Below are 26,712 nucleotides of genomic sequence, written 5' to 3'. Positions count from 1 at the left end.
ACCCGTGCAGCGCGCCCTTGCCCACCCCCTCCACCCCTCCGCAGAGGAGCAAGACATGACCACGCAGTCCGCGAACGACCTTCGCCCCATCCGGTCCCCGCGCGGGGTCCCCCTGCTCGGCAACACGCCGCAGATCCCCGCCACCAACCCGTTCGAGTACTTCGCCGAACTGTCCAAGCAGTTCCCCGAGGGCATCTACGGCATGGACATCGCCGGCATCGAGCAGGTCTTCGTCTATGACCCGGACCTGGTGGCCGAGGTCAGCGACGAGACGCGGTTCTTCAAGCAGATCGACAAGACGCCGCTGGCCCATGTCCGGGACTTCTTGAACGCGGGCCTGTTCACCGCGCACCAGCACGAAGAGGAATGGGGCAGGGCGCACCGGATCCTGCTGCCGGCCTTCAGCCAGCGGGCCATGAAGGCGTACTTCGGGCAGATGCTGGAGATCGCCCAGAATTTGGCGGGCAAGTGGGAGCGCCGGGAGGGGAAGCGGGTCAAGATCACCGACGACTACACCCGGCTGACGTTGGACACGATCGCCCTGTCGGGGTTCGGCTACCGGTTCGACTCCTTCGACAAGGAGGAGCTGCACCCCTTCCTCAACGCGCTGCTGGAGACGCTGATCGAGTCGCTGCGGCGCTCGCAGGAGCTGCCGATGATGACCAAGCTGCGCAAGGCGGACGACCGGAAGTACCGCGAGAACATCCGGCTGATGCAGGACCTGGTCGAGAGCGTGATCAAGGAGCGCCGCGAGGGGAAGGGCGGCGGTGAGGAGGACCTGCTGGGTCTGATGCTTGAGGCCACCGACCCGGACACCGGCAAGGCGCTGACCGACGACAACGTCCGTGACCAGGTGCTGACGTTCCTGATCGCCGGCCACGAGACCACCAGCGGTCTGCTGTCGTTCGCCACCTACTCGCTGATGCGCAACCCGCACGTGTTGGCGCAGGCCTACGCCGAGGTGGACCGGCTGATGCCCGGTGACACGGTCCCGGACTACGACACGATCATGCAGATGGACGTGATCCCGCGGATCCTGGACGAGACGCTGCGGCTGTGGGCCCCCATCCCTTTGATCGGCAAGGCGCCGCATGAGGACACCGTCATCGGCGGCCGCTACCAGCTGAAGAAGGGCACGCGGGTCAACATCCTCGAGGGTCCCCTGCACACCCACCCCAAGGCATGGGACCGTCCCGACGAGTTCGACATCGACCGGTGGCTGCCGGAGAACCGCGCCAAGCAACACCCGCACGCCTACAAGCCGTTCGGCAACGGTGTGCGTGCCTGCATCGGCCGGCAGTTCGCGCTGACCGAGGCTCGCCTGGTCCTTGCGCTGGTGCTGCAGAAGTTCAAGTTCTCCGACACGGCCGACTACAAGATGGACGTCAAGGAGGCGCTGACGCGCAAGCCCGGCGACTTCGAACTGGTCGTGCGCCGCCGCAAGGAGCACGAGCGGAACGTCTTCGGCGCTGCGGACGTGCAGACCGGGGACACGCAGGCGCCGGCAGCGGTCAGCGGTGTCGGGGTGAACCTGACCGTCGCCTACGGCTCCAGCCTCGGATCCTGCGAGGACCTGGCCCGCACCATCGCCGACCGCGGCGAGCGCTCCGGGTTCGGCACCACGCTGGTGAGCCTGGACGAGCTGGGTGACAACCTGCCCACCGAGGGCCTGCTCGCCGTTGTCGCCGCCAGCTACAACGGCAAGGCTCCCGACAACGCCCAGCGCTTCGACGACCTGCTCGCCGCCGGGCTGCCCGAGGGCTCGCTGGCGAATGTGCGGTACGCGCTGCTGGGCGCGGGCAACACCCAGTGGGTGGCCACCTACCAGGCGTTCCCCAAGCGGATCGAGGAAGGTCTGCTGGCCGCCGGCGCCACCCCCATCGTCGAGCGCGGCATCGCGGACGCCGCCGGTGACTTCGACGGCATGGCCACGCGGTGGATGAACACCCTGTGGGCCACTCTGGCCGAGGAGTACGCCGCCGACACCTCCCAGGCGAGCGGCCCCCGTTACCAGGTCCAGCTGCTCACCGAGTCCGACGTGCGCCCCGCCATCGTCTCCGAGCAGGCCTACCCGCTCACCGTGGTCGCCAACGAGGAGCTCGTGGCCGACGCGACCGGCCTGTGGGACTTCGCCATCGAGCCGCCGCGCCCGTCCGCGAAGTCCATCACCGTCGAGCTGCCCGAGGGTGTCACCTACGACACCGGCAACCACCTGGCCGTCTTCGCCAAGAACGAACTCGCCCTGGTGGAACGCGCACTGAGGCGGCTCGGCGTCGACTACGACCAGGTGCTCCGGCTCGACCAGCCGGCCGGTGGCCGCACCCACCTGCCGGTCGGCACCCCGGTCACCGCCGGCATCCTGCTCACCGAGTTCCTGGAACTGCAGGACGTGGCCACCCGCTCCCAGATCCAGACGCTCGCCGAGTACACCGAGTGCCCGTGGACCCGGCCGCAGCTGCTGGCGTACACCGCCGACACCCAGGAGGCCGAGGAGCGCTACAGCAAGGAGATCCTCGGCAAGCGCATCTCCGTCCTGGGCCTGCTGGAGCGCTTCCCGGCCGTCGAGCTGCCGCTGGCGGTGTTCCTGGAGATGACGGGCCCCATCCGCCCGCGGTTCTACTCCATCTCCTCCGCCCCGTCCGCCAACCCGCGCCACGTACGCCTGACCGTCGGCCTGCTGGAAGGCCCGGCCCTGTCCGGCGACGGCCAGTACCGCGGCACCTGCTCCGCCTACATCGCCGGCCTCGAACCCGGGGACGTCGTCTACGGCTACGTCCGCGTCCCCTCCCCCACCTTCGCCCCGCCCGCCGACCCCGCCACGCCGCTGATCCTCATCGGCCCCGGCACCGGCATCGCACCGCTGCGCGGCTTCCTGGAGGAGCGGGCGACACAGCACGCCAACGGCACCCAGGTGGGCGCGTCCCAGGTGTTCGTCGGCTGCCGCCACCCGGAGCACGACTACTTCTACCGCCAGGAGATGCAGGACTGGGAGCAGGCCGGCATCGCCCAGGTGCACACCGCCTACTCGGCGGTGACCGGCCACCCGGCCCGGTTCGTGCAGAACGCCATCGCCAACGCCGCCGACACGGTGTGGCAGGCCATCCAGGACGGCGCGTACATCTACGTCTGCGGTGACGGCCGCCGCATGGCCCCCGCCGTCCGCGAGGCACTCGCCGCCATCCACCGCCAAAAGACCGGCAGCGACGACGACACCGCCCAGCAGTGGCTCGCCCAGCTCGAGGCCGACGAGCGCTACCAGCAGGACGTCTTCGCCTGACCGCCGCAAGGCGCACTCCCCCAGCCGCCGGGAGGCGTGCGGCATCCCCCGCTGCCGGCCGTACGCCTCCCGGCCACCACCAGCCCCTCACGCACCCCATGGCACCCAGCGTCCCGGATCATCGGGCGGTGCCGCTCATAGAAAGCAGACTCATGGACACCATGCTCGCCGGACGCTTCCACCTGGACAGCAAGAAGTTCGCCGTGGAAGAGGTCCCGATCCCCGTGCCGGGCCCGGGCGAGGTCCTCATCGAGGTCAAGGCCGCCGGCGTCTGCCTCTCCGACGTCCACCTCCTCGACGGCTCCCTGTCCCCGCTCTTCCTGGACTCCGACACGGTCACCGTCGGCCACGAGGTCTCCGGCGTGATCCACACCCTCGGCCCCGACCTCAAGCGCGGCCTGCCCGTCGGCACCCGCGTCACCCTGGAGGCCGGCAAGACCTGCGGCACGTGCGCAGGATGCGTGCGCCACCGCCCCTGCACCCAGATGCTCACCGCCGGCATCGACTACGACGGCGGCTGGGCCGAGTACGTGATCGCCCGCGAGGACACCCTCATCCCCATCCCCGACAGCCTCCCCTTCGACCAGGCCGCGATCATCCCCGACGCGGTCTCCACCCCCTACGCCGCCGTCGTCGCCACCGCCGGCGTCCGTGCCGCCCAGTCCGTCGGCGTCTGGGGCGTGGGCGGAGTCGGCGCGCACAACGTACGCCTCGCCCGCCTGGTCGGCGCCGCCCCGATCATCGCCGTCGACCCGCTGCCCAGCGCCCGCGCGCGCGCCCTGGCCTTCGGCGCGGACCTCGCGCTCGACCCGGCAGCCCCCGACTTCGCCGACCAGGTCCGCGCAGCCACCGGCGGACGCGGCCTCGACTTCGCCTTCGACTGCGCCGGCGTCCCCGCCGTCCGCGACCAGGCCGCCTCGGTCCTCGGCCTGGGCGGCTCCCTGATCCTGGTGGGCATCACACCCCGGCCACTGACCATCACCGAGGGCCTGACCTTCAACTACCTGCAAAAGCAGGTGCGCGGCCACTACGGCGGCTTCCCCGAGTCCGTCTCCGAGCTGGTGCAGCTGACCGCGGCCGGCCGCCTCGACCTGGCCCCCTCCATCACCGACCACATCCCGCTCATCGAAGCCGCCGACGCCGTCCACCGACTGGAGAACAAGATCGGCGACCCGATCCGCCTCATCCTCGTCCCCTGACGCCGTCAGCGGGACAACAAGCCACCCTGGGCAGGGGTGAGTGGGCGCCGGTGCGTGAGGGAACACCGGCGCCCACGGCTTTCCGGCCACCGTGGAGAGACAGAACCATGCAGACGACCGACACCCCTGGCCGCGCACCGCAGCGCAGCGACGCTCGCGCGAACCGTCAACGCATCCTCGCCACCGCTCGGCGGAAACTGCGGGACGACCCCGACGCAAGTCTCGACAGCATCGCTGTGGCGGCCGGCCTCGCGCGGCGCACCCTCTACGGACACTTCTCCAACCGGCACGCGCTCATCACCGAGTTGGCGCAGGAAGCAGCCCAGGCGCTTCGCCAAGCGTTCGCCATGACACGCATCCCGGGCGCTGATCCGCTGGAGGCGATGGCGCGGATGGCCCTGGCGGCATGGGCGGTGGGCGACCAGTACCGCATGCTCATCTCCCTCGGTCGCCGCCAGCTCGGAGAGGAGGCCATCCGCGCCACCCTGGCACCTGCCCGCCAAGAGGCCATCGCGGCCATACGATGTGGCCAGCACGAAGGCGTGTTCGCGAACCACGTCCCCGCGCCCGTCCTCGCACAAGCGCTGGAAGCACTGATGCTGGCCCTCGCCGCGGAGAACACCACGTCCACCTGGGCGGACCCCACGGGTGAGGCCGCGGCGACCGCGTGCCTCGTTGCCGCCGGCGTAGCACCGCAGACCGCATCACGCCGGGTTCGCGGCGTGTTGCATGACCAAGTGGTGTCTGTGCTGCAGCCGGATGCAGCCATGACATGACCGGAACGCCGCCTGGCTGCGCGGTACTGGTGGTCACCCCGGTCGGAGCAGCTGTACCGACTCGTTGACCAGTGTGGATCGAAACGCCTCAGGCACGAAGTGCCGCGCCACTCGGTCCCGTCCACGTGGGAGCGAAGACCCTGACCCGCGGCACGAGGCTTCGACCTCTTTACCCGCCCTGTGCCGTTATTTCGCTTCTCAATAGGAATATCCATCCTTGTAGGAGTTCATTCATGCCTGCCGTTCTGATCCACGGCGTACCCGACACCCACCACGTGTGGGACGGCGTGCGCGAGCACCTGACCCGCAGCGACGTGGAGGCTTGGGACCTGCCCGGTTTCGGTTCGCCGCGCCCCGAGGGCTTCCACTGCACCAAGGAGGAGTACGTCTCCTGGCTCATCGAGCGGTTGGAGGCAATCGGCGAGCCGGTCGACCTGGTCGGCCATGACTGGGGCTGCCTCCTCACCGCGCGCGTGGCTTCCGTACGGCCGGATCTGATCCGCACGTGGGCCGGCAGCAATGGTCCGGTCAGCGCCGAGTACGTCTGGCATCCGCTGGCCAAGCTGTGGCAGGACCCGGTCGCGGGCGACCGCTGGGCCAAGGAGTACGACCCCGGCGCGTTCGCCAAGGACCTGACCGACAACCTCCAGGTCCCGGCTGAGCTGGCTGAACAGACGGCCGGCCGCGTGGACGAGACCATGCGCGACAGCATTCTCAAGCTGTACCGCTCCGCATTGACGGTCGGTGCGGAGTGGGAACCGGATCTGGCGGACCTGGCCGGACCGTCCCTGGTGTTCTGGGGGGCGTTCGACCCAGTCTGCCCCGTCGACTTCGGCGAGAAGATGGCCGCTTCCGTGCGCGCCACCCGTTTTCTGAGGCTGGACAGCAGCCACTGGACGCCGATCCAGAAGCCGGCCGAGGTCGCCGCCGCCCTCGAGGAGCACTGGAGCAGCTCCCGGGGGTGACTGGCGCGTCCAGCAACAGCGCCCGTGGGTGCATCTCGGGCGGCGCTGGCCCCATGCCGCCCGGCACCCATGGGAGGGCTCCCGCACCGCCGTGCATCCCGCCGAGCGGGGCGGGCGCTCATTCCAAGGCGGCCGGAGCCTCGCTGTGGCGACGCTATGTCCCGTCGGACTGGCGATCACGCCGTGGAGCTTGGCCAATGACACCGCAACGGGTCGCACGCCTGGGCCGCCACGTGTCATCGGTGTCCACGACCTCGTGGATCTCCTACGCCCCGGCCTGCAGGGCAACGCTGCCGTAGCACGGGCCCAGCCGACTTGGCCAGCGGCGGCGCGCCAATCCGGACCCTCAGACGAGATCGGGCAGCGGGCGCCGAGTGACCTCGTGCGCGTCCTCCGGCGGGAGCCCGAGCATACGCAGGACCATCTCCGCCAGGTCGGAGGCGGCCTCGTCGCCGTCGGGGTCGGGGCGTCCCGGCCTCAACGCCACCAGCGACAGCAGGGTGCCGCCCAGGGCGGACAGGGCTGTGGTCGGGTCGGCAGCGGTGAAGCGGCCCGAGGCGATGCCGCGTTCCAGATCGCGACGTGCTCGTGGCGACAGGCCACTCTCGGAGTGGATGTGGGCCAGGCCGCGGTCGCGCAGGATCCGCATGAGCTCGGGGTGGGAGTCCGCCATCCGGGCGGAGAGCCGGAAACCCGCCGCAACCAGCTCGGCGGGGTCCTCGATCCCTTCCACACGCTCGTCGATGACCTGGCCGAACTCCTCCAGCGCGTCCGTCACCGCCGCGTCGAAGAGCCCCGTCTTGGACTCGAAGTGGTTGTGAAGGAGCCGAAACCGACATCCGCGCGCTCGGCGATGGCCTGGATGCTGGCGCTGGTGTCCCCGGTCTCCGCGAGGATCTGTCGGGCCGCACGGATCAATGCCTGACGGGTCTCGGCGCGGGCCTGCGCCGTCCGTGCGGCAAGCGGCGTGGTTCGCCAATGGGTCCGGTCACACCACGGGGGTGAAGGTTTGCGGCGGAAGCAGCCGCTCCGGCCCTCGACTCCGTCTGGCGGACCGTCCGTCACGGCACCTTGTACTCGAGCTCAGCTCCTGACCGATGGGCCGAGGGGCGAGGCGGCCGCGATTTCGAGCGCCACGCGCACTTCCAGCGAGCTGATTGCCGTGGTGGTGACGGGCAGCAGTTCCTCCGCGCGTTTGACGCGGTACGTGACGGTGTTGCGGGCTACGTGCAGGCGTTCGGCCGCGGCGCGGGGACTGCGTTCCTCGGCGAGGTAGACGCGCAGAGTTTCGCGCAGCTCACGCAGGCGGGCCCCCTCGGAGGCCAGCGGCCCGAGGACCTCCTGCACGAACCAGCGTGCGTGTTCGGGGTCGGCCGTGACGAGGGCCGCCAGGCGGATGTCCTGGTAGTCGCAGAGCCAGGAGCCCGACGCGTGCGAGGCCATCCGTTGTGCCTGCAACGCCCCCAGATGGCTGCGGCGCATGCCGTGGGGCCCTGGTGCGGGCGGGCCGAGAGCCGCACGCACTCCTGCCGGCTCGGGCAGGGAGCTGCGCAGGTGCCGGACGTGGTCTTCGCCGGTCTTGCCGCTGACGGCGAACCATGCCCACACATGGTTGTCGTGAGCCGGGATGACGAGCGTCCTGGCCGCTCCCAGGGCGCGGGCCATGGTCGAGGCCGCGTGGTGCAGCCGTTGGGCGGCGGGCGCGGCGGTGGCGGTGTCGTCGCCCCACAGCACCGCGGCCACGTGCGTGCCTGACAGGTCGTAGCGCAGACGCAGGGCGGCGGCTTCCCGGTCGACCGGGCGGGCGGCCAGCAGTTCGTCGATGACGGCGCGGCGGGCGGCTTCGTCACTGCCGCGCCAGCGGTCCCGTTCGGCGATGTACTCCTCGGCCATCACGCTCGAATGGGCGTCGACGTAGGTGAACATCAGGTCGTCGATCTGGCGCAGCTCGGCCAGGCGCTGGTCGGCCGGGACGTGCTCCTCGACTGCTGCTGCCAGGCCGCGCGCCAGCTGCGCGTGCCCGAGCCGCACCCCCCGCAGGACGAGCTCCAGCGGGATGCCGCGGCGCGCGAACTCCCGGCATCCTTCCAGCGCATCCTCGGTGAGGGTGGGCAGGGGCCGGCCGATGTCGGAGGCCATCAGGTGCAGGCCCGTCAGCACCGCGGACTGGGTCACACGCCGCAGGGTGGTCGCGGCAGCGGGACCGCCGCCGTGCTCGGGCACCTTCCTGAGGACCTCCTCCGCGATGGCGTCGGCGCTCTGGAGCGCCCACTCGACCGGGCCCGCGCCGAGTTCCGTGCGTGCCACGGCCAGTTCCGCCGGTGACAGGACGGGCTCGGTCAGGCGGCCGGGGTCCGGCCGCAACCACTGGAGCCACTGTCCCCTCACGCTTCTCGTCCCTCCGTCGCGGGGAAGGTGGGCGAGCGGGCCGCTCGCAGCTGCAACCCAGGTCAGGGAACCATATCTTCCCTGCTGAGTCGAGCAGCCGCGGACCCCGCCGCTGAGGACGACGAGCGCCGCCGTGCAGGCCGGCGGCAGGATGCGTCCTGCCGCCGGCCTGCACGGTCGCACCGTTCACCGGCAGGGGTTGCTCACCCCGCGCGGCGGCGCGGCGCGGTGCGTGAAGCGCCGCCCCGTGCCGCGCGTCGCTGTGCTCGGCGCGTCCGGCCATGGGCACCGGCTGTGGCGCCGGTGGCTCAAGCGGTGACCTCCGGGGCGGGGGCCGCCGTGAGCCCGCCGCGCAGCGCAGTGACCAGACGCGGGAGGTCGGCCGTACTCTTGGCGCCGCCGAAGACGTAGAAGTCGGGGCGCACCAGCATGGCCTCGATGCCCGAACGGGCCAGGTCGGACAGGTAGGTGCGGTCGAGATCGACGACGTCGTCGGGGCCGTTCGCCGCCGGGTCGTCGGTGATCCTCAGCAGGCGGAGCCCGACCTGCTCGCACCAGGCCAGGGTGTCCTCGTCGAGCCCGTCACGCGGATCACCGGTGGTGAGCAGGGTGAGCCCGATGCCGACGGTTTCGTCGAACATGCCGGTACGGCCCCTGAACCGCACCCGTCCCTGCCGGCTGAGCTGCCCGGTCGGCTCCGCGGTGGCGCCGGTGCAGTCGCGGTCCAGCAGTCCGCCGGTGAAGGTCCCCAGGAACTGATCTCCTTGTGGTACGCGGCCTGCCTGCTGATCGGCGATCATGCGGGCGTCGCGCTCGGCGGCCGCGACCGGGTCCGGCTCGCAGATGACCCTCCCCAGCATCACGGACTTCTCGATCGCGTTCTGCAGATGCTGGCATCGCTCGGTGGTGTATGTGTCCAGCAGACTGTCGTCGGCTTTCCCGGACAGCACCAGGTCGAGCTTCCAGCTCAGGTTGATGGCGTCACGGAGGCCCGAGCACAGGCCCTGCCCGGCGAACGGCGGCATCTGGTGGGCCGCGTCCCCGGCGAGCAGCAGCCGGCCGTCGCGCCAGGAGTCCGCCCAGCGTGCCCGGAAGGTGTAGACGGTCTGCCGCTCCAGGGTGGCGTTGTCCGGGTGCAGGTCCCACGGCTCGAGCAGCTTCCAGGCGGTCTCGGCCTGGAGGAGCTCGGCGATGGACTCGCCGGGCAGGCGCATGAATTCCCACCGACGGCGGCCGGGGCCGCCGACCACCGCTGTGGTCGGCCGGGCCGGATCGCAGAGCTGCAGGTTCCGTGGCGTCCATGCGCGGTCCCGGTCATGGGGCACGACGTCGAGGACCAGCCAGTCGTACTTGAAGCCGAGGTCGGTGACCGAGGTGCGCATGCACGAGCGGATGAAGCTGTTGGCGCCGTCGCAGCCGACGACGTACGCGGCCCGGAGGGTACGCTGCGCGCGCACCCCGTCACGGAGCAGGGGCTCGTCTCCCGCGCTCTCCGCCACGGTGACTTCCACCGCCGTGGGGCCCGCCTGGACGGCCACGGCTTCCCAGCCGCGCAGGACGTCGATCCCCGGCAGCGACTGGACGCGCTCGTTCAGGGCCTTCTCCACGGTGGGCTGGTTGAACGCGCTCATGTTGGGCCAGCCGGAGTAGTTGTCGTCCGAGAAGTCGAAACGGAGGAGTAGCTGACCCTCTCCGTTGCGCCACTCGTAGTCGACAGCGGGTTCGCTGACAGCGGCCATGTCCAACCCCAGCGATGCCAGGATGCGGCCGGCCTCGTGGTCGAAGACGACCGCGCGTGGCAGCGGGTAGGGCTGCGGCCAGCGTTCGACGATGCCGACGCGGCGGCCTCGGGTGGCCAGCTGGACGGCCGTGGCCAGCCCGACCGGACCAGCGCCGACGACCAGCACGTCGTAGGTCTCCGCGGCGAGACCCTCGGTCGAGGTGCTCATGATGTGCGTTCCTTTTCGTCTGTTCAGCCGGCGTCGTGCGCGCCGGTCATCATCGCGGCGAGGTCCTCGGGGCGGAGGAAGGACGGCGGTACGGGCGGGCCCCAGTTGTACAGGGCGAGGCGGGCGTCCTCCCACGTCCCGGGGGTCCACAGTTGGTCGTCGACGATGCAGTCCATGTCGGAGTAGTACTCGGAGAAGTTGCCGGCCGGGTCCCGGAGGTACCAGAAGAAGTTCGACCCCAGCTGGTGGCGGCCCAGACCCCAGACGTGGCGCTCGGGGTGGTCCTCCAGCATCCGGGTGGCGCCGCGTCCCACCTCGTCCACGTCGTCCACCTGCCAGGAGGTGTGGTGCAGGAAGGAGATGGGGGCCTTCTGGACGAGGACGTTGTGGTGGTCGGTGGAGCACCGCAGGAACGCCGCGCCCGGTACCAGGTCGCTGACCTTGAAGCCGAGCCCTTCGGTGAAGAAGCGCTGGGAGGCTTCCTGGTCGGTGGAGCCCAGGACGACGTGTCCGAGGCGGCGGACGCGCACCGGACCCTCACGCAGCACGCCGGGGGCACGCTCGCCGGTCCGCTCGATCCGCCCGGGAGCGTTGTACGGCATCCGCGCGGCGGCGGGCTGCACGATGCGCGGCTGCACCTCGACGGTCACCGTCACCTCGGTGCCCGGGTCGACCGCGCGCAGGCGGTGGGTGTCCCGGACGAACGGCACCTCGAGCCGGTCGAGGGCCGAGCCGATCCGCCCGAGGTCGTCCTGGTCGTCGGCGCTCAGGGTGAGTTCCTCCAGGCGGCGCCGCGCCGCGTGAATGATCTTGAGCTGTTCGCCACCGTCGGCAGTGGCGAACCGGCCGTCGCCGAGGTCGGTCAGTCCGAAATCGGCGTAGTAGGCCGAGGTGTCGGCCACATTGGGCACCCCGATCGTGATGTGCGCCACGCGGTGCAGGGCCATGGCAGTCTCCTCAAAGAGCTTCAGTGTGCGGGTGGTGTACGCGGACAGGTGTGAGGCCGCGCGTCAGACGGGCTGGGTGCCTTCGGGGTAGGTGGGGCCGGCGACCAGGGGGTTGCGCAGCTCACCGATGCCGTCGATCCAGCTGCACAGTTCCTCGCCGGGGGCCAGGAACCGGCGCGGGTTCCGGGCGCCGCCCACGCCGGCCGGGGTGCCGGTGAAGATCAGGTCGCCGGGCAGCAGTGTGCAGATCGACGACATCCAGGCGATCTGCTCGGACACCGAGAAGATCATCTGGGAGGTACGGGAGTCCTGCATGGTCTCGCCGTCGATCGCGCAGCCGAGCGCGAGGTCGTCGGGGTTGTCGAACTCGTCCGGGGTGACCAGCACCGGCCCGGTCGGGCTGAAGCCGGGGAACGACTTGCCGAGGGAGAACTGGGGTGCCGGTCCCGACAACTGGATGCCGCGCTCGGACAGGTCCTGGCCGAGCGTGAGGCCGGCGACGTACTGCCACGCGTCCGAGGCGGCGACCTGGTGCGCCTCACGACCGATCACCGCTACCAGCTCGACCTCCCAGTCGACCAGGGCACTCGGCAGCTCGACCGTGGCGTAGGGCCCGGTCAGGGACGTGACGTACTTGGTGAAGACAGCGGGACGCTCCGGTACGGCGACCCCCGACTCCGCCACGTGGTCGGCGTAGTTCAGCCCGACCGCGAAGACCTGCCGCGGGCGCGGCACCGGCGCGCCCAGCTGCTGCTCCACCACGGCGATCCGCTCGTGGCCGGTCGCGGCCGCCGACTGGGCCCAGTCGCGGAACTCGGCCCAGCGGTCGAAGACCGCCTGCGGGTCCGAGGAGAACAGGCCGTCGCTGGCCTTCTCCACATCTACGGCGCCGTCGGGGAAGACGAGCACGAGACGGCTGTTGAGCGTGGCTGTCCGCACGGCACAACACCTCCATGTTCAGAAAGCGAAAAGGGAAAGGGGGAACGGGACGATCGGGTGATCAGTCGGACGGTCGTTGTCACTGCTCCGGCTGTGTGGCGGGAGACCGACCCGCCCTACGTCGTCAGGCGTCGGCCCGTCGCCAGACAATGCGCACCTGGGAGTCGTCGGCCCCGGCAGCCGTCAGCTCCAGCCGTCCCGGGCCGAACCGGACCTCGCGTACCAGGTCCGTCCCCGTCCAGGGTGCGTAGTGACTGGCCTGAACGTGGTGCACGACCGACCCGTCCGCCTCGCGCTCCCAGCGCCCGGCGTACGCCACGGTCCCGGCGGCTGCCTCATCGAACAGGGATACGAACGGGGCGTCATCGGGATGGACTGTCAGCAGTGCGCTCATCCAGCCGTCGGCGGCGTAGTGCAGCACCCCCCTGGGACGCTCCCCGAGCGGACGGACGACCGTCCCCTGTCGTGTCAGCGAGAAGTCCTCAAGGATCCAAGCTCCGAGCAAACTGTCCATGTGTGCCTCGCACCGTGCTTCAGTTCCGTCGGCCCGGCCGCGCAGACACCGTCACAGCACCACGGTGACGGCCCGGCGGCCAGGCCGAGTGGCCGGCTCCTGCCACCCACACAGAGCAGTCAACCCGCGACCACGGCACGGGATCTTGGTCTCCGGAACTCAAAATTCCGCTTGCTTTGGGCTCACCGCACCCATGTGAGCAGCGCCCGTCCGCAACCCGCGCTTCGAAACGAAACGGAGTAGCTCGCGCGCCATTGGTGTCGTGCGACGCTCTCTCTTCGCGCCGCAAGCACGATCAGAGGTTCATGCCGGTGCTGCCCTCGCCCTTCGATGCGTTCAGCCGCTTGGTCTCGCCCTTGACGGAGGCGCCTTCCCATGCTCCTCCAACAGCTCCAGGAGCACGGCGTCCGTGGCGTCCGCCCTTCTCTCGACGGCTCCCCGCATGGCGGGGCGTTGCTGGCAGGAAGTGCGGTGCGGACCGCGTGGTGGGGTCGGGGGGCGGCCCCATACAGCGCATAGAAAGGGGTTTCAGGCCCTGGCCGCCCCACCACGACCAGCCCTTGTGACAGGGAGACGACCATGCACAAGATCGTGCAGCGGGCCGCTCTCGCGACCACCTCGGCCGCCATCGCCGCGGCAGCCCTCCTCGGCGCCGGGGGCACCGCCTCCGCCGGCGTAGGCGAGGTGGGCGCCGCAGACTGTGCAGCGGAAGAGCATGGCGGTCGCCCGCTCGCATCGGGATGAGGGAATGCGCGGAACGTGTTCAGCGGGCCAGACCGTGACGGCCAGCTGGCTGTGGACGAGTGCGACCGTCGGCATGGGACGCGACGAGCGGCCGGTGCAGATGACGCGAGGGGATACGTTCGATGATCAGGAAAGCGGCGTCGTCGGTGAGCTGCTCGCCGGAGTGCGCGAGCAGGTCGCGGTGAATGTGGTGCAGCAAGGCGTCGGGGCTTGAGGCGGGGAAGGAAGCGACGCGTTCGGCGAGCGGGTAGAAGGCTCCGGTCGGTGAGCGGGCTTCGATCACACCGTCGGTGTAGAGCAGCAGCATGTCGCCCGGTTCCAAGGCGAACCGGTCGGTCCGGTCGTTGAGTACGCACAGGGCATGCAGGCCCCATGGGGGTGCGGGGCGGCGGGAGTTCAGGGCAGTCACCTGGCCGCCGCGGATCAGCAGGGGCGGCGGATGGCCGCAGTTGAGCATCTCAGCCGGTGGGCCCTGATCGGGGATGTCGATCATGATGGCGGTGATGAAGTGCTCGCCGGCATCGTGCGCGGTGTCGGCGACCTCCTCCAGGTTCCGGCAGATGCTCTCTTCGACGGCGGTGGCGAGCTCGGGCAAGGAGGGGTACCGGTGAGCGCCCTCACGGAACGCACTCATCGCCACCGATGCTTCGCCGACGGAGGCAAGACCATGGCCTCGTACGTCGCCGATGAGTACCCGGGTGCAGGGGTGATCAGCGCGGGCGACCGCCAACAGGTCGCCCCCGATCTGGGCCTCGTCCTCGGCCGCCAGATACAGCCAGGCCACCCGCAACGGCCCGATCCGGCGAGGTGGAGGCCGCAGCAGAACCCGCTGCGCCGTCTCAGCCACCGACCGCAACCGGCTCAGCTCCCGGGCATGCCGCTCCCGCACATAACAGACGAAGACCACCAGAGCTGACAGCACAGCCAGGGCGATCAGCTGCGCCACGTGGTTGGTCGTGGTCAGCCCGCCGTGGAAAATCGCGATGATCACCAAGGCGACCTCCGCCAGAGCCCCGACCAGAGCGGTAAGCCGCGGACCGGCGAAGGCGGCGGTCAACGTCGGCGCGATGACCAGCAGCGGGCCCAGATGAACACTGGTCCCGATACCGATGTCCACCGCAGCGATGGCCACGATCAGCGCCAGCGCCGTCATCAACAGACCGCGCCGCTGTTCCGGGAGCCGGTCCCGCCAGACACCCCGCAGACGCATATATTCTTTTTACTCCTTTTTCGCGCACAGGCTCCCCCAGGACATCGCACTCGCTGTTGCGACGCTGCGTCCCTCGACGCCTATAGAGGATGTCCCGCAGGCGGTCGACAGCCACCGGGTTGGTCAGGTCAGCGCCCGGACCGGCGAGATCGCCGTGTGGGGGGGACAGCGCGGCCACCGCCTCGTCACTCACGCCCCTATCCGCGCGTGGCCGGGGCGCGCCATGTGCTACGCGGATCGTTACGGACGAGTAGGCGGGTGCGATCGCAAATCAGGCACTCCCAGATCGTCTCAGGGCTCCGAGTAGAGTCCCGGCAGGAAGGACCCCGGCAGGGCCTCGCCGTATCACCGACGCCCCTATAACGCGGGGGTGCGGGAAACCGGTCTGACCAGGTTGAAGACCTCTCGGGCGGCATATCGCTTGAGGTATCGGATGGTCTCACGCCGGGTCTTGCCCTCCTGGGTGCGGCGTTCGTAGTACGCCTGGGTGCGCGGGTCGTGGCGCAGGCGGGTGAACACGATGCGGTGCAGGGCGGCGTTTGCCTGGCGGTCGCCGCCGTGGTTGAGCCGGTGCGTGCTCCGCCGGCCCGACGAATACTCGACTGGGCTGACTCCGCAAAGGGCAGCAAAGGATGCTTCGGTGTTCAGCCGCTCGGGGTTGTCCCCCATGGTGATCAGCAGGGTGACTGCGCTGTCCGGGCCGATGCCCACCGGTACGAGCAGCTGTGGGGCGTGGTGTTCGACGAGCTGGGTCAGGCGTTGGTTCAGCTCATCGATCTGCCCGGTGAGCTGTTCGATGCGCTCGGCGAGCATTCTCAGGGTCATGTGGGTGGCCTGGGCCACCGCGTTCTCGCCGTCCTCGCCGTCGCCTGGCCCGAGGCGTGCGCAGGTGCGGAACAGCTCGCGGTTGCCCAGGCTGGACAGTCGTTCCCGCAGTGCGGGATCGGCGATGACCAGGACGGCTTTGAGCTGGTTGATCGCCTGGGTACGGGCCTTGACCGCGGAGTCCTTGGCGAGCTTGAAGATCCGGGCGCTGTGCACCGGACCGTCGCCGGACTTGGCCCGGGCCCGGGCGCGGCCACTGAGCACGGCCCGCGCGGCGGCCTGAGCATCGAGCGGGTCCGACTTCCCGAGCAGTCGGCGGGCCGAGCGGTCGGGCCGGTTCACTTCGAAGACCTGAATCTGCCGGGCCAGCAGGTAGCGGGACAGGCCCGCGCCGAAGGTGCCGGTGCCCTCCACACCGGCCCGGCGCACCGTACCCCGCTTGCGGGCCCAGACAAGAAGCTGCCGATAGCCGACTGTCGTTGCCGGAAAGGGCTCGGTTCCCAAGATCTTCCCGAGCGGGGAGATCACGGCGGCGACATGCACCTCGCCGTGCACGCGTAGGTCTGCGGCGGTGGCCGCAGCACGGCACCCGCCGTGTGCGAGGCCCTGGCCGCCCTCTACCGGGCGCTCCCGGCGCTGTCAACCATCCCGGACGGGGATCAGAGCCACCCGCGGCGAACTGCCTGCGCGCCCGCCTGGAACCGGCTCGTCGCCCCGAGGCGGACGGTCAGGTCGGTGATCCGGCGGCGCAAGGTGCGTTCGCTGAGGCCGAGTTGGCGGGCTATGGTCTCGTCCTTCAGTCCGGCGTGGAGCAAGTGGAGCAGAGCACGCTCCGCCTCGCTGAGGTCGGGATGGTCGTCCGTCTCCCGGGCCTCGCTGCCGAAGACGGGCGTGGCCTGCTGCCAACTCGCCTCGAAGAGGTCGACCAGTGCGTCGCACAGCGGTGACCGGTGGACCAGGGCGGCCGTGGTGCGCAGGCCGTCCGCGCCCGCGGTGAGCGGAACCAGGGCATCGCGGCGGTCGAAGACCAGCAGCTTCAACGGCACATGGGGCAACACCCGGGCCTGCTCTCCGAGCGACACGAGGTGCTGGAGCAGTTCCGCGCGCTCGGGGACGGCCAGCACCTGGCTCGAATAGACAGCCCGCGCCCGCACGCCTCGGGCCAGCAGGTCCTCCTCGAACTGCAACGCACTCGCGTCAGCCGACAGATAGGGCGGGGTGTCGAAGCACAGTACCTCGTGCTCGGCGCCCGCCATCAGCTCGGTCAGCCAGTCGTTGATCGCTGTCGGCCCCTCGATGATCTCCACCAGCCGACTCGGGTCGGAGCTCAGTTTGCGCTCGTTGAACTCGGCGCCGTAGGCGTCCAGCGCGGCCTCCGCGCGCTCCAGCTCCAGACGGCGGGCGCGGATCAGAGCGGCCAGGCCGATGCGCGGATCCAGCGGGGCGTAGCGGGTGGGTCGTCCCGCCGAGGGGACCGCGAGGCCCGCCGCGACCAGGTCGTCGAGCATGCGGCGGGCCTGTGCCGTGCCGCAGGACTGATGCCTGGCCATTTCGGTCGCGGTCAGTGGCGGCGAAGCCAGCAGATGGCGGTAGGTGCGCTCGGTCGCATCGTCCAGACCCAGGGACTCCAGCACAGGTTCGCCTCCTCATGTATGTCCCGGCCGAGGCGGCGCCTGGCCGCTACCGGCTGCTGACCGGTATCGGCCAGCCGTTCGTCTCCCGGTGAGCCGGGTGCGCTGGAACAGTACCGGCATCCCCTGCAGGGCGGTTCACCAGTGCTTCTTCGACACAACCGCCCTGCTCCCACCCGAGAGGCGCGTGGTCACTTGAGAATGCGTGGAAAGGGCATACGCTCCGGCATGGTCGCCACCGTGCTGGGGCTCGCCGCCGGCCTGCTGGTCACACCGTCGGCTCAGGCGGTCCCTCAGCAGGGCGCGAAGAGCGTCCGGCTGACCGCCGCCGCGATCGAGAGGCTCAGCAGGCGGTACGAACCCCGGATCGACGGCACGCCCGGGCAGGTCGCCGCCCAGGAGGGGCCCGCGGCTGCCGCCCCGGTGCTGCCGGGCACGAAGCCCAGCGTGATGGCCGGCCCGGGCGAGCACACGGACACCCCGTCCTCGTCCGTCGCCCCGGGTTTTCAGCGGACCGGTCGGTGGGAGACAGCCCGTGGCTTCGCCGAGAGCCTGGCGCTCGGCGGCACCAAGGACTGGGTGGGCGTCTTCAGCGGCGGCACCGTCGCCCGGTACGACGCCCAGGGCAAGCAGGTGTGGAGCCGCGGAGCCACCTCCTTGTACAAGGACTGGCAGGTCACCCCGGACAACTGGTTCCAGCCGTACCCGTATCTGCCGAACCTCTATGCCGGCTACAACCCGTACCAGATGTCGGCCAACGGCAAGCAGCCGTACGTGACGGGTGACTTCAACGGCGACGGCGTCCAGGACGTCGCCGTCGCCTACGCGGTGGGCGACTGGCCGTTCCGGCCGTTCTCTTCGCCCGATTCGAAGGTGGACTACGGCACCTTCATCACCATCCTGGACGGCCGTACCGGGAAGACCGCGTGGAGCAAGCTGATTCCCGGCTATGTCGGCAACATGCTGGTCCAGGACGGCAAGCTGATCGTCGCCAACACGGTCGGCCCGGACTGGGGCGGCGATCCGGTACCCGAACAGGGCGACAGCCGCAGCAATCTGACCGCCTACAGCTTCGGCCACGCCGGTGACGGCAAGCTCACCGGAACCGCCGACTGGACCTACTCGACGCACGCGCCCTGGGCGTACTGGGGCGATCTGACGTCGATGGGAAGCGGCCGGATCGCCGCGTCGTGGTCCGACACCCCGATGGACCTGGGAAGCCCGCGCCCGGCGGACGGCAACGTGCTGGTGCTCGAGACCTCCGACGGCAGCGTCATGGCGCACACCAAGACTCCCGGCTACCCGCGCATGCTGGTGAAGGATCCGGGCGCGGACCGTGTTCTGGTGGTCGAGCAGAACGACCCGTTCGACAAGGTGCGCTGGGACCTGACCGCGATCGACGCGCACAGCGGTGAGCGTGCGGTGCTCGCCTCTCGTGAGGGCACCGTGCCGGAGGCCTTCCACGTCCTGCTGAACGCCAAAGACGGCCGGCCACGGTTCGCTGTCGCGGAGCTCGGCATCGACGCCGACATGTCCGACGGCCAGAGCACCATATCCGGCTGGGACGCTCAGGGCCACACCCTCTGGTCGTACTCCACGGCATCCACGATCGGCGGACCGAACGCCCCGACCATGGAGCTGGCCTCCGACGCGAAGGGCAGCGAGGTGTTCGCCTCGCTGTCCGACCCGACGACCGCCACCGCCGCCACCCCCGCGGGTCCCGAGCACACCCAGCTCATCGGACTGAACGCCGCGAGCGGTCAACTCGACTGGCGAAAGGACGGCGCCGTCTCCGGCGACACGCTCACCCAATACCAGGGCGGACTCCTCACCGTCGGCTATGACGACACCGCCTACACGGTCAACCCCCACAGCGGTGCGTCGCACGCCATTCCCCTGGCCGGCGACCCGTACACGGCCGTCGCCACGGACGTGAACCGGGACGGGAGCAAGGACCTGGTCGTCGCCGGCCAGAGCCGTGGTGTCTTCGCCGTCGACGGCAGAACCCTGAAGAAGGCGACGCCGACCGTTCTGTGGCGGGCCACCGTCGACAGCTCGGTGCACGCCCTGCGCCTCCTGCCGAACCCCGGCAAGGACGCGACCGGCGACTCCGTGGTGGCCGCGACCGACCACGGCTTCGCTCTACTGGACACGCACAGCGGTGAGGTACGCCGGAACGTGCACACCGGCGGCTATGCCGCTTCGCTCACGGTCGTGGGCGACGGCCGCGGCGGATCCGAGATCGTCGTCCCGGGCAGCAGCCTGACCGCGTACAGCGAGCAGGGCAAGAGGCTGTGGACGTACCGGCCGAAGGGTACGGCGGGCAAGAGCCTGGTCTTCTCCAGCGTCACCACGGACGGCGCCGGACACCTGTTCTTCGAGTACGGCGGCACACACCACGGCATCGGCCTGCCCACGCAGGCCACCGACCCGGCGCCGACGGCGGTCAGCCTGGACGCCGCCACCGGCATCCCGAACTGGACCGAGACCCCGACCGGCTCTGATGCCGTCGCGATCGTGCCGACCAACCCCGCCCTGGCCGACCCGAACGTCCCGGGCGCCAACGGGCACGGTGTCGCCTTCGCCTACACCGGCGATTTCAGGAACTACCGCCACCTGGTCCAGATCCTCGATGCGCGCTCCGGCGCGGTGATCAAGAACTACGACAGCCCCGGAACGTCGCAGGGCTTCGTCGCGTCCAAGAAGACCGGCCTGGTCGAGATGCGCGAGTTCAACGACTTCGTGTACCCGGCGAACGGCGGTGAGCCCTACGACGTACCCACCTTCCTCGGCTTCCACTCCGCAGTGTTCGCCAGATCCGTCGGCGGAACCGAGGCGTTCGTCGGTGCCTACCAGAACCTGTGGTCCTACGACACTCCCTTCGCGGACAACGACGGCTTCCTCCGCGAGAGCGCGACGGACTTCGCCCTGGGGGCGAGCCAGGTGAAAACAGCGGCGCTGGGCGACGGCCCCGGCGACGACCTGATCGGTCTCGCGCTCGACTGGCGGGCTCTGAACATCGCGGCGCAGTCGATCGGTGACGCCGTCAACGACATCGACTACTTCCCGCACGGCCTGACCACCTACAAGCTCTCCGAGGACGAGCCCACCCGGATTCCGACTCCTCCGAACGGCGACACGTCGGCCGCGGCCCCGCAGACCGCCGCCAAGGCGGGTCAGTTCAACGGCGACCGGATGCACAGCGCGAGCCCGCTGAAGGACCTCGGCATGCCGATCGGCACCGCCTCGGTCCCCATCGAGATCCAGTCGAAGACTCCGGCAGCCAAGAGGCTGAGCGCGGGCCAGGACAACGCCCAGGAGGTCGCCCCCGGCTACACCCCGCAGCAGATCCAGGCACGGCTGGGCCTCAAGGGTGACGGCACGGGCCAGACGATCGCGATCGTCGACGCGTACCACTACCCGACGGCGAAGGCGGACCTGAACCACTTCGCCGCGCACTTCAACCTGCCGCAGACCTGCGATACGGCCGGCACGGGAGAGGACTGCTTCGACTTCCAGCAGGTCTACGCGGACGGTACCCAGCCGGACGTGGACACCGGCTGGAACGAGGAGGCGGCGCTGGACATCGAGTGGGCGCACTCGGCGGCCCCGCACGCCAAGATCGTCCTGGTCGAGGCCAAGGATCCGACCATGGCAGCGCTGTCCCGGGCCCAGGACGCGGCCGCGGCGCTGCACCCGGCCGCGGTCAGCAACAGCTGGGGCGCCGGCGAGTTCTCCGAGGAGGCCTTCTACGACGGCCACTGCAAGCTGGCCGACTCGGTCTGCGTCCAGTCCACCGGAGACTTCGGCTACCCCGGCAGCTACTCCGCCACCAACCCCTACGCCCTGGCCATCGGCGGCACCAACCTCCGACTGGACGCCGACGGCAACACCATCGACGAGACGGCGTGGAGGTCCACCGGCGGCGGCCTGAGCTACTTCGAGCCGCGCCCGGCCTACCAGGACGGCGTGCAGCCCTCGCCACTCAGGGCCACACCGGACGTCAGCTTCGTGGCCGACCCCGCCACCGGCGTGCCGGTCTACCTGACGATGACGTACGGCGGCGCCTCCCACTCCATGTGGTTCAAGGTGGGAGGCACCAGCCTGTCCGCCCCGATCTGGGGTGCGATCATCGCCTCGGCCGACCAGCTCCGGGCCACCGCCGGCAAGCCGCACCTGGCTTCCGACGGTCCGGACGGCGACACGGCGCACACCGATGTCTACGCGCTCGGCAGCAGCTACCTGCGAGACATCACCGCCGGCTCCAACGGCCGATGCGGCGCGGAGTGCACAGCCGGCCCCGGCTACGACACCGTCACCGGCCTTGGCTCCCCCACCGCGGGCGTCGACGGGGCTCTGGCAGCCATGAAGTAGCCATCCGGTGTGAGCACGCAGGGTCCCGGCGTCCTTCTGGACGCCGGGACCCTGAGCTGTCTGTCGTCGAGGCTCTCAGCCGAGGTCGTGCAGGGGGCGCTGGGTGACCTTACGAGCGGCTGCTGTCACGCCTTGGACCTGACCAACACCGGCCCGCTCACCTTGCTGGGTCGAGTAGCCGAGGGGAATCTCACCCCTCGGCTCTCCCAGAACGGAGCGTGACAATCTCTCGTCACTCCGCTCTTGTCATCCTGATCACCAGGCCAATGCGGCGAGCGTTGTGTCCGGCCAGTGCGCGAACATCCGCGGATACCGCTGGGCGATCTCCTGGAACTTCGCGATGGCCCTCCGCAACGGCGCCAGCCGTCGATACTTCCTGCGGATCCAGCGCACCAAGTAGGCGTTGATGCGCTGAAGGAACGGGATCAACACCCAACGGCCGTAGCGGCCGTAGTAGTTGAGCCACCCCGCAACGACGGGATTGATCCGCCGCGCGAGATCTGTGAGGGTCGAACCAGTGCGGTGTTGCAGCCGCCAGGAGCGAAGCTCGTTCTGGCGACAGGCGCTGTGCCAGTGGCGGACCTGTTCAACCAGCAGGTTCCCGGCACCGCCTGGCGGACGAAGCCAAGCTGGCATCGTCGCCAACAACGACCGCACCGTGCACCCCGACCTGGAGCGGTCCGCCGCCGAGCGCATGGGCGCCAATATCCGTCCCGTGGACAGCAGTCACTTTCCCATGCTCTCGCATCCTGACTTCGTCCTCGATGTGATGCGTGAGGCCGCAGAGTCGCTCGGCGCCTAGAGGATGTCCCGCAGGCGGTCGACGGCCACCGCCTCGTCATTCACGCCCCCACCCGCGCGTGGCCGGGGCGCGCCATGTGCTACGCGGATCGTTACGGACGAGTAGGCGGGTGCGATCGCAAATCAGGCACTCCCAGATCGTCGCAGGAACCCAGACTGCGTGAGGCGCCGACTGCATCGTCCGCGACAGCGCAGCCGATCTCACGGCGCAGCCACACCGAATCGCTCCGGTGCGGCTGCGCCGTCTCAGGGCTCCGAGTAGAGTCCCGGCAGGAAGGACCCCCGCGGGGCCTCGCCGTATCACTCGTCTATCACGCAGCAATCACCGACTGGGCGGCCCCTCACGGACCAGACCGTTCTGACCTGGAGTTTCATGCCCGTCCTGGACTGACGTGGACGCCCGAAGACGGTTTCTACGACATGTGCCATGTAGTACCGCGGGAAGATCCTCCGCTGGCATCACCTACCAAGATCCGGACCAGGGGCGGACCAACTCGGCTTCGCATCGGGCGATTCCACCCATTGCCGCAGGTCAGAAGCGGGTGAGGTCGTGTACCACAAGGAGACGAAGAATCTGCTGGTGTCGTACTCGCCGAAGAAGCTCGGCTTCTTCTAGAGACACGAGGAAAGGCGCCTGATCTGGGCTTTCACCCGTCAGGCGCCCTTCGTGCAACCCGCTCTCGAGCGGGCCCGGCTTGCGTGCTGACTCCCAATTCCTCCCACGACTGCACCCCTCCTGACCAGTGCTTCCGGACCAGTCACGGACCAAACCCCCGGTTCAGCCACCAAGTCCTCTCGGGCACCACCGCCATCGGCGTCACGACACACAAGACAGCCGCGCCCCGGCTCGGCGACGAGTAGTTCAGCCAGCTGCTGACCTTCTCCGCCGGAGGGCAGGACAGCGTCGTCAAGCAGACCGCGATCCGTGACGGCAACCTGCTCCTGGTCGTCTCCGGCTCACCGGCTCTGGTCGACCAGGACCTCGGCAAGGCCCTGGCCAAGGCGACAGCAACCCGCTGTCGAGGGCGGACATCGTCGCTCAGCTCGCCGGTGCGCGCAGGAGTCGCTCCTGTGTCGTGGCGGCCGAGTGCCGCAGCATGTGCGGGCGGGCGGCAAACCCGGCCCGGTGGGCGAGCTGGTCGAACATGTCCTTGGCGTTGTGGTAGGTCATCGGCCGGCCCAGCGGTGCCCGGAACAGGTTCACGAACACCATGTCGGTCATCCCGGCCGCCGCGACCTGGCCGCGTTCGTACTGGTAGTCCACGTAGAGGCCGACCACCTGCTCAGTGACTGCATGTCCTCCCGTCGCAGCCCCAGGCCCTCACCGATGCGGATCCCGGTGCACCGCAGCAGGGCCACCAGGAAGCGGTCACGGGCCCGCGGCATGAGGTCCAGCGATCGCTCGATCTGCGCGTCGGCCAGCCACTCGATGCCGTCGTCAGCCACCACGAACTTGACAGTCCGGCTGTTGACCGTGCGGTACTGGGCGTCGTCCTCACCCGGGTCGTAGCCCGGCGGCAGGAAGGAAGGGTACTTCTGATCAGAGAGTCGATCGACCACGTCGGCCGGCACCCAGCCGTGCGCGGTGCCGAATCGCAGGAACTCGAACAACGTGGTCAGCACGGGGTTCGCGGACTTCTTGGTCCGGAACCGCACGGCGGTGGACCGTGGCCCGCGCGGCGCCAGCGGTTCGGTGATCAGCCACTGGGCGAAGCGCGCCAGGTCCAAGGACGTCGGGCGGCACCAGTCGATGCCGACCGTCATGCAGTACGTCAGGTAAAGCGCGACGCGGCCGCCGTAGACGCGCTCGGTGTTGGGCGACCGGTTCGCCGCTCGCAGCCCGGCAAGTAGGCCGAGCCCTCGGTGTGGTTGGTGTACGCCTCGTCAACGGTCACCCGCTGGACGCTGTCGTCCCAAACCCACGTGCCAGCCCCCGACTTCGACCTAGAGATAACCCTGGGCCCGCAACAAGGGCCAGCAGTTCTCGCTGATCGGAAACGCCGTACCCCCGCTGCTCGTCGGCCACCTCCCAGCCCCGCACCTCGGCGTCACCCTCGAACCCGAAGAAGACGACCTCGACACAATTGCACCGCCCAAGCCGGTGTTCCACGTCGAGCAGGCCCTCCTCGGCGCTCTCCTCCTCGATCCACACCGTCTCAGCAACGTCAGCGGCATCGCCGCCGACTCCTTCACCACCGCCGCGCACGCCGCCCTGTACGCCGCCATCAGCACCCTCCCTCCGCCCGACCCCGCCGAGCACGTGAAGAACACCAAGTGGCTCGATCAAGTGCTCGCGACGAGCCGCCAACGGGCGCGCGGGCTGACCCCCTCCTACCTTCACACCCTCGTCCAGGTCTGCCCCTGGCCCCGCCACGCACCGGCCTACGCCCGGATGGTCGAGGCCGGACACGCCCGCCGTCGCCTGCAGACGGCCGCCGAACGCCTCATCCAGACCGTCGACGATGCCTCCCACCCGCACCCAGTCGAGAAAGTGCTCGCCGAGGCCGACGCGCTGACCACGGTCGTGGGCGACATCGCGAGCCGGTTCCCGCCCCGCGCCGGAGTGTTGCCACGCACCGCGGCACCGCCGCCGGCCATCACCACCGACCACGCCGAGGCGCGGTCGAGGAGGAGCAGCTGCTGCTCGCGACCGCCACCGCCCGCCCCGCCGACATCGAGTCGCGGCGGCGGGCCAGGGCGGTCAGGCACTGGGAGCCCACTGAGGAGATCTGCCCCTCGGTGGGCTCGGCGTCAGTTGTCGACGGCTTGGTAGACCGTGGTCCAGAAGTCGTGCATGAGCCTCACCGGATCCGGGACGGACGCCCCGACCTGGGTGAGCAGGATTCCGGTGAGCTGGTTGTCCCGGTCGGCGTAGGTCGAGGCGCCGCTTCCGCCGTCCCAGCCGAACTGCCCTATGGGTGCGTAGTCGCCGCGGTAGGTGCGCACCGCCATCCCGAGGCCCCAGCCGCCGTGCTGTCCCTGGCCGAACGAGATGTGGACGTTGTCGCGGGCCAGGGCGGTACGGGCGGCGTTCTGCTCGGGCGTAAGGCGGTTGGTGGTCATCAGCTCAACGGCGGCCCGGGACAGGATCCGTTCGCCACCGCGCATCCCGCCGTTCAAAAGCATCCGGAAGTACGCGTGGAAGTCGTCGGCGGTGGACACCAGCCCACCACCGCCGCCCTCGAACGCCGGAGGCTTGCTCCAGCGCCCCCCTTCCGCCTCGTCCCACACGGTGAACTCACCGCTCTGCGGGTCGGGAGCGTAGAGGGTCGGCAGCCGGTCGAACTTGTCGGCGGGCACGTGGAAGCCGGTGTCCTTCATCCCCAGCGGGTCGAAGACGCGCTCGCGCAGGAACGTACCGAACGACTGGCCTGTGACCCTCGCGACCAGCACGCCGAGCAGATCGCTGGCTATCTGGTACTGCCAACGCTCGCCCGGCTGGTGCATCAGCGGAAGCGTGCCCAGGCGGCGCATCCACTCATCCGGCTCGGGCATCGGCTCCGGCAGGTTGGGCGTGAGCCCCTGCTCGAAGACCGCGTCCATGATCGGCGTGCCCAGCACAGTCATATCCATGCCGAGCCCGAACGTGGAGGTCAGCACGTCCCGTACGGTGATCGGCCGCCGCGCCGGCACAGTCTCGTCCAGCGGCCCGTCGATCCGCTTCAGCACCCGCCGGTCGGCGAGCTCGGGCAGCCACGGCTCCACCAGGTCGTCGAGGCGAAGCCTGCACTCGTCCAGCAGCACCATCGCCGCCGCCATGGTGACCGGCTTGGACGTCGAGGCCATCCGGAAGATCGTGTCCCTGCGCATCGGCGCGCCGCCGTCGTGGCGCATCGTCCCGATCGCCTCGACGTGCGTCTCGTCGCCCCGGCTCACCAGCGCGACCAGCCCGGGGATCTTCCCGGACTCGACATGGCGTGCCAGCACCTCGCGGATCCTGCACAACCCTCCTTCGGAGAAGCCGCGGTAGCTCATCTTCATCTCCAATCTCCTTGCACTGTTCGAACTGACCCGTCCACGGCACGGCACTCACGGTCAGGCAGGCGCGGCGGACGCGAACACCGAGGTGCCATTGACCTGACGGGCACGCAGCCGGATCACCTGCGGATCCTGGCTGCCACCCGCAGGCGAGGATTTCGAGGTCCAGTGACTCAACTGCCAGTGGCGGGCCAC

The 26,712-nt window shown here is 69.8% G+C and carries 19 protein-coding genes and 4 pseudogenes; 10 read left to right on the top strand and 13 right to left on the bottom strand.

All coding sequences use genetic code 11. From position 1 onward, the window contains the following. Positions 1-55 precede the first annotated feature (55 nt). The 4 genes from FB563_RS29790 to FB563_RS29775 all read left to right on the top strand — a co-directional run bounded on the left by FB563_RS29790 (position 56) and on the right by FB563_RS29775 (position 6,217). Positions 56-3,277, top strand: coding sequence for a bifunctional cytochrome P450/NADPH--P450 reductase (locus FB563_RS29790; protein WP_142218993.1), 3,222 nt, complete (start codon positions 56-58; stop codon positions 3,275-3,277). Positions 3,278-3,429: 152 nt separating this feature from the next. Next, positions 3,430-4,476, top strand: coding sequence for a zinc-binding dehydrogenase (locus FB563_RS29785; RefSeq protein WP_055706980.1), 1,047 nt, complete (start codon positions 3,430-3,432; stop codon positions 4,474-4,476). A gap of 107 nt (positions 4,477-4,583) precedes the next feature. Next, the gene (locus FB563_RS29780; protein WP_142218992.1) at positions 4,584-5,252 is read left to right on the top strand and encodes a TetR/AcrR family transcriptional regulator; all 669 of its coding nucleotides are present in this window, start codon (positions 4,584-4,586) and stop codon (positions 5,250-5,252) included. Between the two features lie 233 nt (positions 5,253-5,485). Then, positions 5,486-6,217, top strand: a complete 732-nt coding sequence (locus FB563_RS29775; protein ID WP_079048533.1) for an alpha/beta fold hydrolase — start codon at positions 5,486-5,488, stop codon at positions 6,215-6,217. Between the two features lie 346 nt (positions 6,218-6,563). Here FB563_RS29775 and FB563_RS29770 read toward each other — a convergent pair. From FB563_RS29770 to FB563_RS29745, 6 genes and pseudogenes are all read right to left on the bottom strand, one after another. Continuing rightward, positions 6,564-7,132 (bottom strand): annotated as a pseudogene (locus FB563_RS29770) (TetR/AcrR family transcriptional regulator). Between the two features lie 168 nt (positions 7,133-7,300). After that, a complete protein-coding gene (locus FB563_RS29765) occupies positions 7,301-8,605 on the bottom strand; it encodes a PucR family transcriptional regulator (RefSeq protein WP_142218991.1) in 1,305 nt (434 codons plus the stop codon). A 308-nt stretch (positions 8,606-8,913) separates the two neighbouring features. After that, complete coding sequence (gene mhpA, locus FB563_RS29760; RefSeq protein ID WP_055704123.1) at positions 8,914-10,554, bottom strand: bifunctional 3-(3-hydroxy-phenyl)propionate/3-hydroxycinnamic acid hydroxylase MhpA; 1,641 nt, start codon at positions 10,552-10,554, stop codon at positions 8,914-8,916. 23 nt (positions 10,555-10,577) lie between these two features. After that, positions 10,578-11,501 carry a VOC family protein gene (locus tag FB563_RS29755; protein ID WP_055704124.1) on the bottom strand — a complete coding sequence of 308 codons (924 nt, stop codon included), beginning with the start codon at positions 11,499-11,501 and terminating at the stop codon, positions 10,578-10,580. Between the two features lie 63 nt (positions 11,502-11,564). Further along, complete coding sequence (locus FB563_RS29750) at positions 11,565-12,440, bottom strand: fumarylacetoacetate hydrolase family protein (protein ID WP_055704125.1); 876 nt, start codon at positions 12,438-12,440, stop codon at positions 11,565-11,567. Between the two features lie 124 nt (positions 12,441-12,564). After that, complete coding sequence (locus FB563_RS29745; RefSeq protein ID WP_055704126.1) at positions 12,565-12,954, bottom strand: lipocalin-like domain-containing protein; 390 nt, start codon at positions 12,952-12,954, stop codon at positions 12,565-12,567. Positions 12,955-13,533: 579 nt separating this feature from the next. On the opposite strand from FB563_RS29745, the gene FB563_RS43135 reads away from it, so the two are divergent. Continuing rightward, complete coding sequence (locus FB563_RS43135) at positions 13,534-13,698, top strand: hypothetical protein (RefSeq protein ID WP_159045438.1); 165 nt, start codon at positions 13,534-13,536, stop codon at positions 13,696-13,698. A 19-nt stretch (positions 13,699-13,717) separates the two neighbouring features. Here the strand turns inward: FB563_RS43135 and FB563_RS29740 are convergent, their stop codons facing one another. The 3 genes from FB563_RS29740 to FB563_RS29730 form a co-directional block, all read right to left on the bottom strand. Beyond that, a complete protein-coding gene (locus FB563_RS29740; RefSeq protein ID WP_055704127.1) occupies positions 13,718-14,908 on the bottom strand; it encodes a PP2C family protein-serine/threonine phosphatase in 1,191 nt (396 codons plus the stop codon). A 357-nt stretch (positions 14,909-15,265) separates the two neighbouring features. Then, on the bottom strand, positions 15,266-16,288 hold the full coding sequence (locus FB563_RS29735; protein ID WP_079048534.1) for an IS110 family RNA-guided transposase: 1,023 nt from the start codon (positions 16,286-16,288) through the stop codon (positions 15,266-15,268). A gap of 104 nt (positions 16,289-16,392) precedes the next feature. Further along, positions 16,393-17,367: a helix-turn-helix domain-containing protein gene (locus tag FB563_RS29730; protein WP_055704128.1), complete on the bottom strand. Its 975-nt coding sequence runs from the start codon at positions 17,365-17,367 to the stop codon at positions 16,393-16,395. A 225-nt stretch (positions 17,368-17,592) separates the two neighbouring features. On the opposite strand from FB563_RS29730, the gene FB563_RS29725 reads away from it, so the two are divergent. After that, positions 17,593-21,738 carry a hypothetical protein gene (locus FB563_RS29725; protein ID WP_055704129.1) on the top strand — a complete coding sequence of 1,382 codons (4,146 nt, stop codon included), beginning with the start codon at positions 17,593-17,595 and terminating at the stop codon, positions 21,736-21,738. Positions 21,739-21,993: 255 nt separating this feature from the next. On the opposite strand, the gene FB563_RS29720 is transcribed toward FB563_RS29725, so the two are convergent. Further along, positions 21,994-22,386, bottom strand: coding sequence for a group II intron maturase-specific domain-containing protein (locus FB563_RS29720; protein ID WP_234357575.1), 393 nt, complete (start codon positions 22,384-22,386; stop codon positions 21,994-21,996). Between the two features lie 10 nt (positions 22,387-22,396). Between FB563_RS29720 and FB563_RS43130 the strand changes: the two genes are divergently transcribed. Both FB563_RS43130 and FB563_RS44205 read left to right on the top strand, forming a co-directional pair. After that, positions 22,397-22,540 (top strand): hypothetical protein, encoded by a 144-nt coding sequence (locus tag FB563_RS43130; RefSeq protein ID WP_167528455.1) that lies wholly within the window; start codon positions 22,397-22,399, stop codon positions 22,538-22,540. A gap of 779 nt (positions 22,541-23,319) precedes the next feature. Further along, a pseudogene (locus FB563_RS44205) lies at positions 23,320-23,553 on the top strand (hypothetical protein); the annotation flags it as partial. A 25-nt stretch (positions 23,554-23,578) separates the two neighbouring features. Here the strand turns inward: FB563_RS44205 and FB563_RS29710 are convergent. Both FB563_RS29710 and FB563_RS29705 read right to left on the bottom strand, forming a co-directional pair. After that, positions 23,579-23,803: a tyrosine-type recombinase/integrase gene (locus FB563_RS29710; protein WP_055704132.1), complete on the bottom strand. Its 225-nt coding sequence runs from the start codon at positions 23,801-23,803 to the stop codon at positions 23,579-23,581. Next, positions 23,758-24,303: a site-specific integrase gene (locus FB563_RS29705; protein WP_055704133.1), complete on the bottom strand. Its 546-nt coding sequence runs from the start codon at positions 24,301-24,303 to the stop codon at positions 23,758-23,760. Before FB563_RS29705 ends, FB563_RS29710 begins: the two co-directional genes overlap by 46 nt. 190 nt (positions 24,304-24,493) lie before the next feature. Between FB563_RS29705 and FB563_RS45530 the strand changes: the two are divergent. Both FB563_RS45530 and FB563_RS29700 read left to right on the top strand, forming a co-directional pair. Continuing rightward, positions 24,494-24,607: pseudogene (locus FB563_RS45530) on the top strand (DNA cytosine methyltransferase); the annotation flags it as partial. A 33-nt stretch (positions 24,608-24,640) separates the two neighbouring features. After that, positions 24,641-25,227, top strand: a pseudogene (locus FB563_RS29700) (DnaB-like helicase N-terminal domain-containing protein); the annotation flags it as partial. Between the two features lie 63 nt (positions 25,228-25,290). Here FB563_RS29700 and FB563_RS29695 read toward each other — a convergent pair. Then, positions 25,291-26,514 (bottom strand): serine hydrolase domain-containing protein, encoded by a 1,224-nt coding sequence (locus FB563_RS29695; protein ID WP_199832713.1) that lies wholly within the window; start codon positions 26,512-26,514, stop codon positions 25,291-25,293. Positions 26,515-26,712: the final 198 nt, after the last annotated feature.

Source organism: Streptomyces puniciscabiei (assembly GCF_006715785.1).
Lineage (GTDB): Bacteria > Actinomycetota > Actinomycetes > Streptomycetales > Streptomycetaceae > Streptomyces > Streptomyces puniciscabiei.
Note: the sequence above shows the minus strand (reverse complement) of the source record. Positions and strands in the feature narration are given on the sequence as shown.

Excerpts from the sequence above, each read along its gene's own strand:
- FB563_RS29725 (WP_055704129.1), top strand. The coding sequence starts at position 17,593 with ATGGTCGCCACCGTGCTGGGGCTCGCCGCCGGCCTGCTGGTCACACCG.
- FB563_RS29740 (WP_055704127.1), bottom strand. The coding sequence starts at position 14,908 with ATGCGTCTGCGGGGTGTCTGGCGGGACCGGCTCCCGGAACAGCGGCGC.
- FB563_RS29775 (WP_079048533.1), top strand. The coding sequence starts at position 5,486 with ATGCCTGCCGTTCTGATCCACGGCGTACCCGACACCCACCACGTGTGG.
- FB563_RS29790 (WP_142218993.1), top strand. The coding sequence starts at position 56 with ATGACCACGCAGTCCGCGAACGACCTTCGCCCCATCCGGTCCCCGCGC.
- FB563_RS29780 (WP_142218992.1), top strand. The coding sequence starts at position 4,584 with ATGCAGACGACCGACACCCCTGGCCGCGCACCGCAGCGCAGCGACGCT.
- mhpA (WP_055704123.1), bottom strand. The coding sequence starts at position 10,554 with ATGAGCACCTCGACCGAGGGTCTCGCCGCGGAGACCTACGACGTGCTG.
- FB563_RS29695 (WP_199832713.1), bottom strand. The coding sequence starts at position 26,514 with ATGAGCTACCGCGGCTTCTCCGAAGGAGGGTTGTGCAGGATCCGCGAG.
- FB563_RS43135 (WP_159045438.1), top strand. The coding sequence starts at position 13,534 with ATGCACAAGATCGTGCAGCGGGCCGCTCTCGCGACCACCTCGGCCGCC.
- FB563_RS29705 (WP_055704133.1), bottom strand. The coding sequence starts at position 24,303 with ATGACGGTCGGCATCGACTGGTGCCGCCCGACGTCCTTGGACCTGGCG.
- FB563_RS29745 (WP_055704126.1), bottom strand. The coding sequence starts at position 12,954 with ATGGACAGTTTGCTCGGAGCTTGGATCCTTGAGGACTTCTCGCTGACA.
- FB563_RS29785 (WP_055706980.1), top strand. The coding sequence starts at position 3,430 with ATGGACACCATGCTCGCCGGACGCTTCCACCTGGACAGCAAGAAGTTC.
- FB563_RS29755 (WP_055704124.1), bottom strand. The coding sequence starts at position 11,501 with ATGGCCCTGCACCGCGTGGCGCACATCACGATCGGGGTGCCCAATGTG.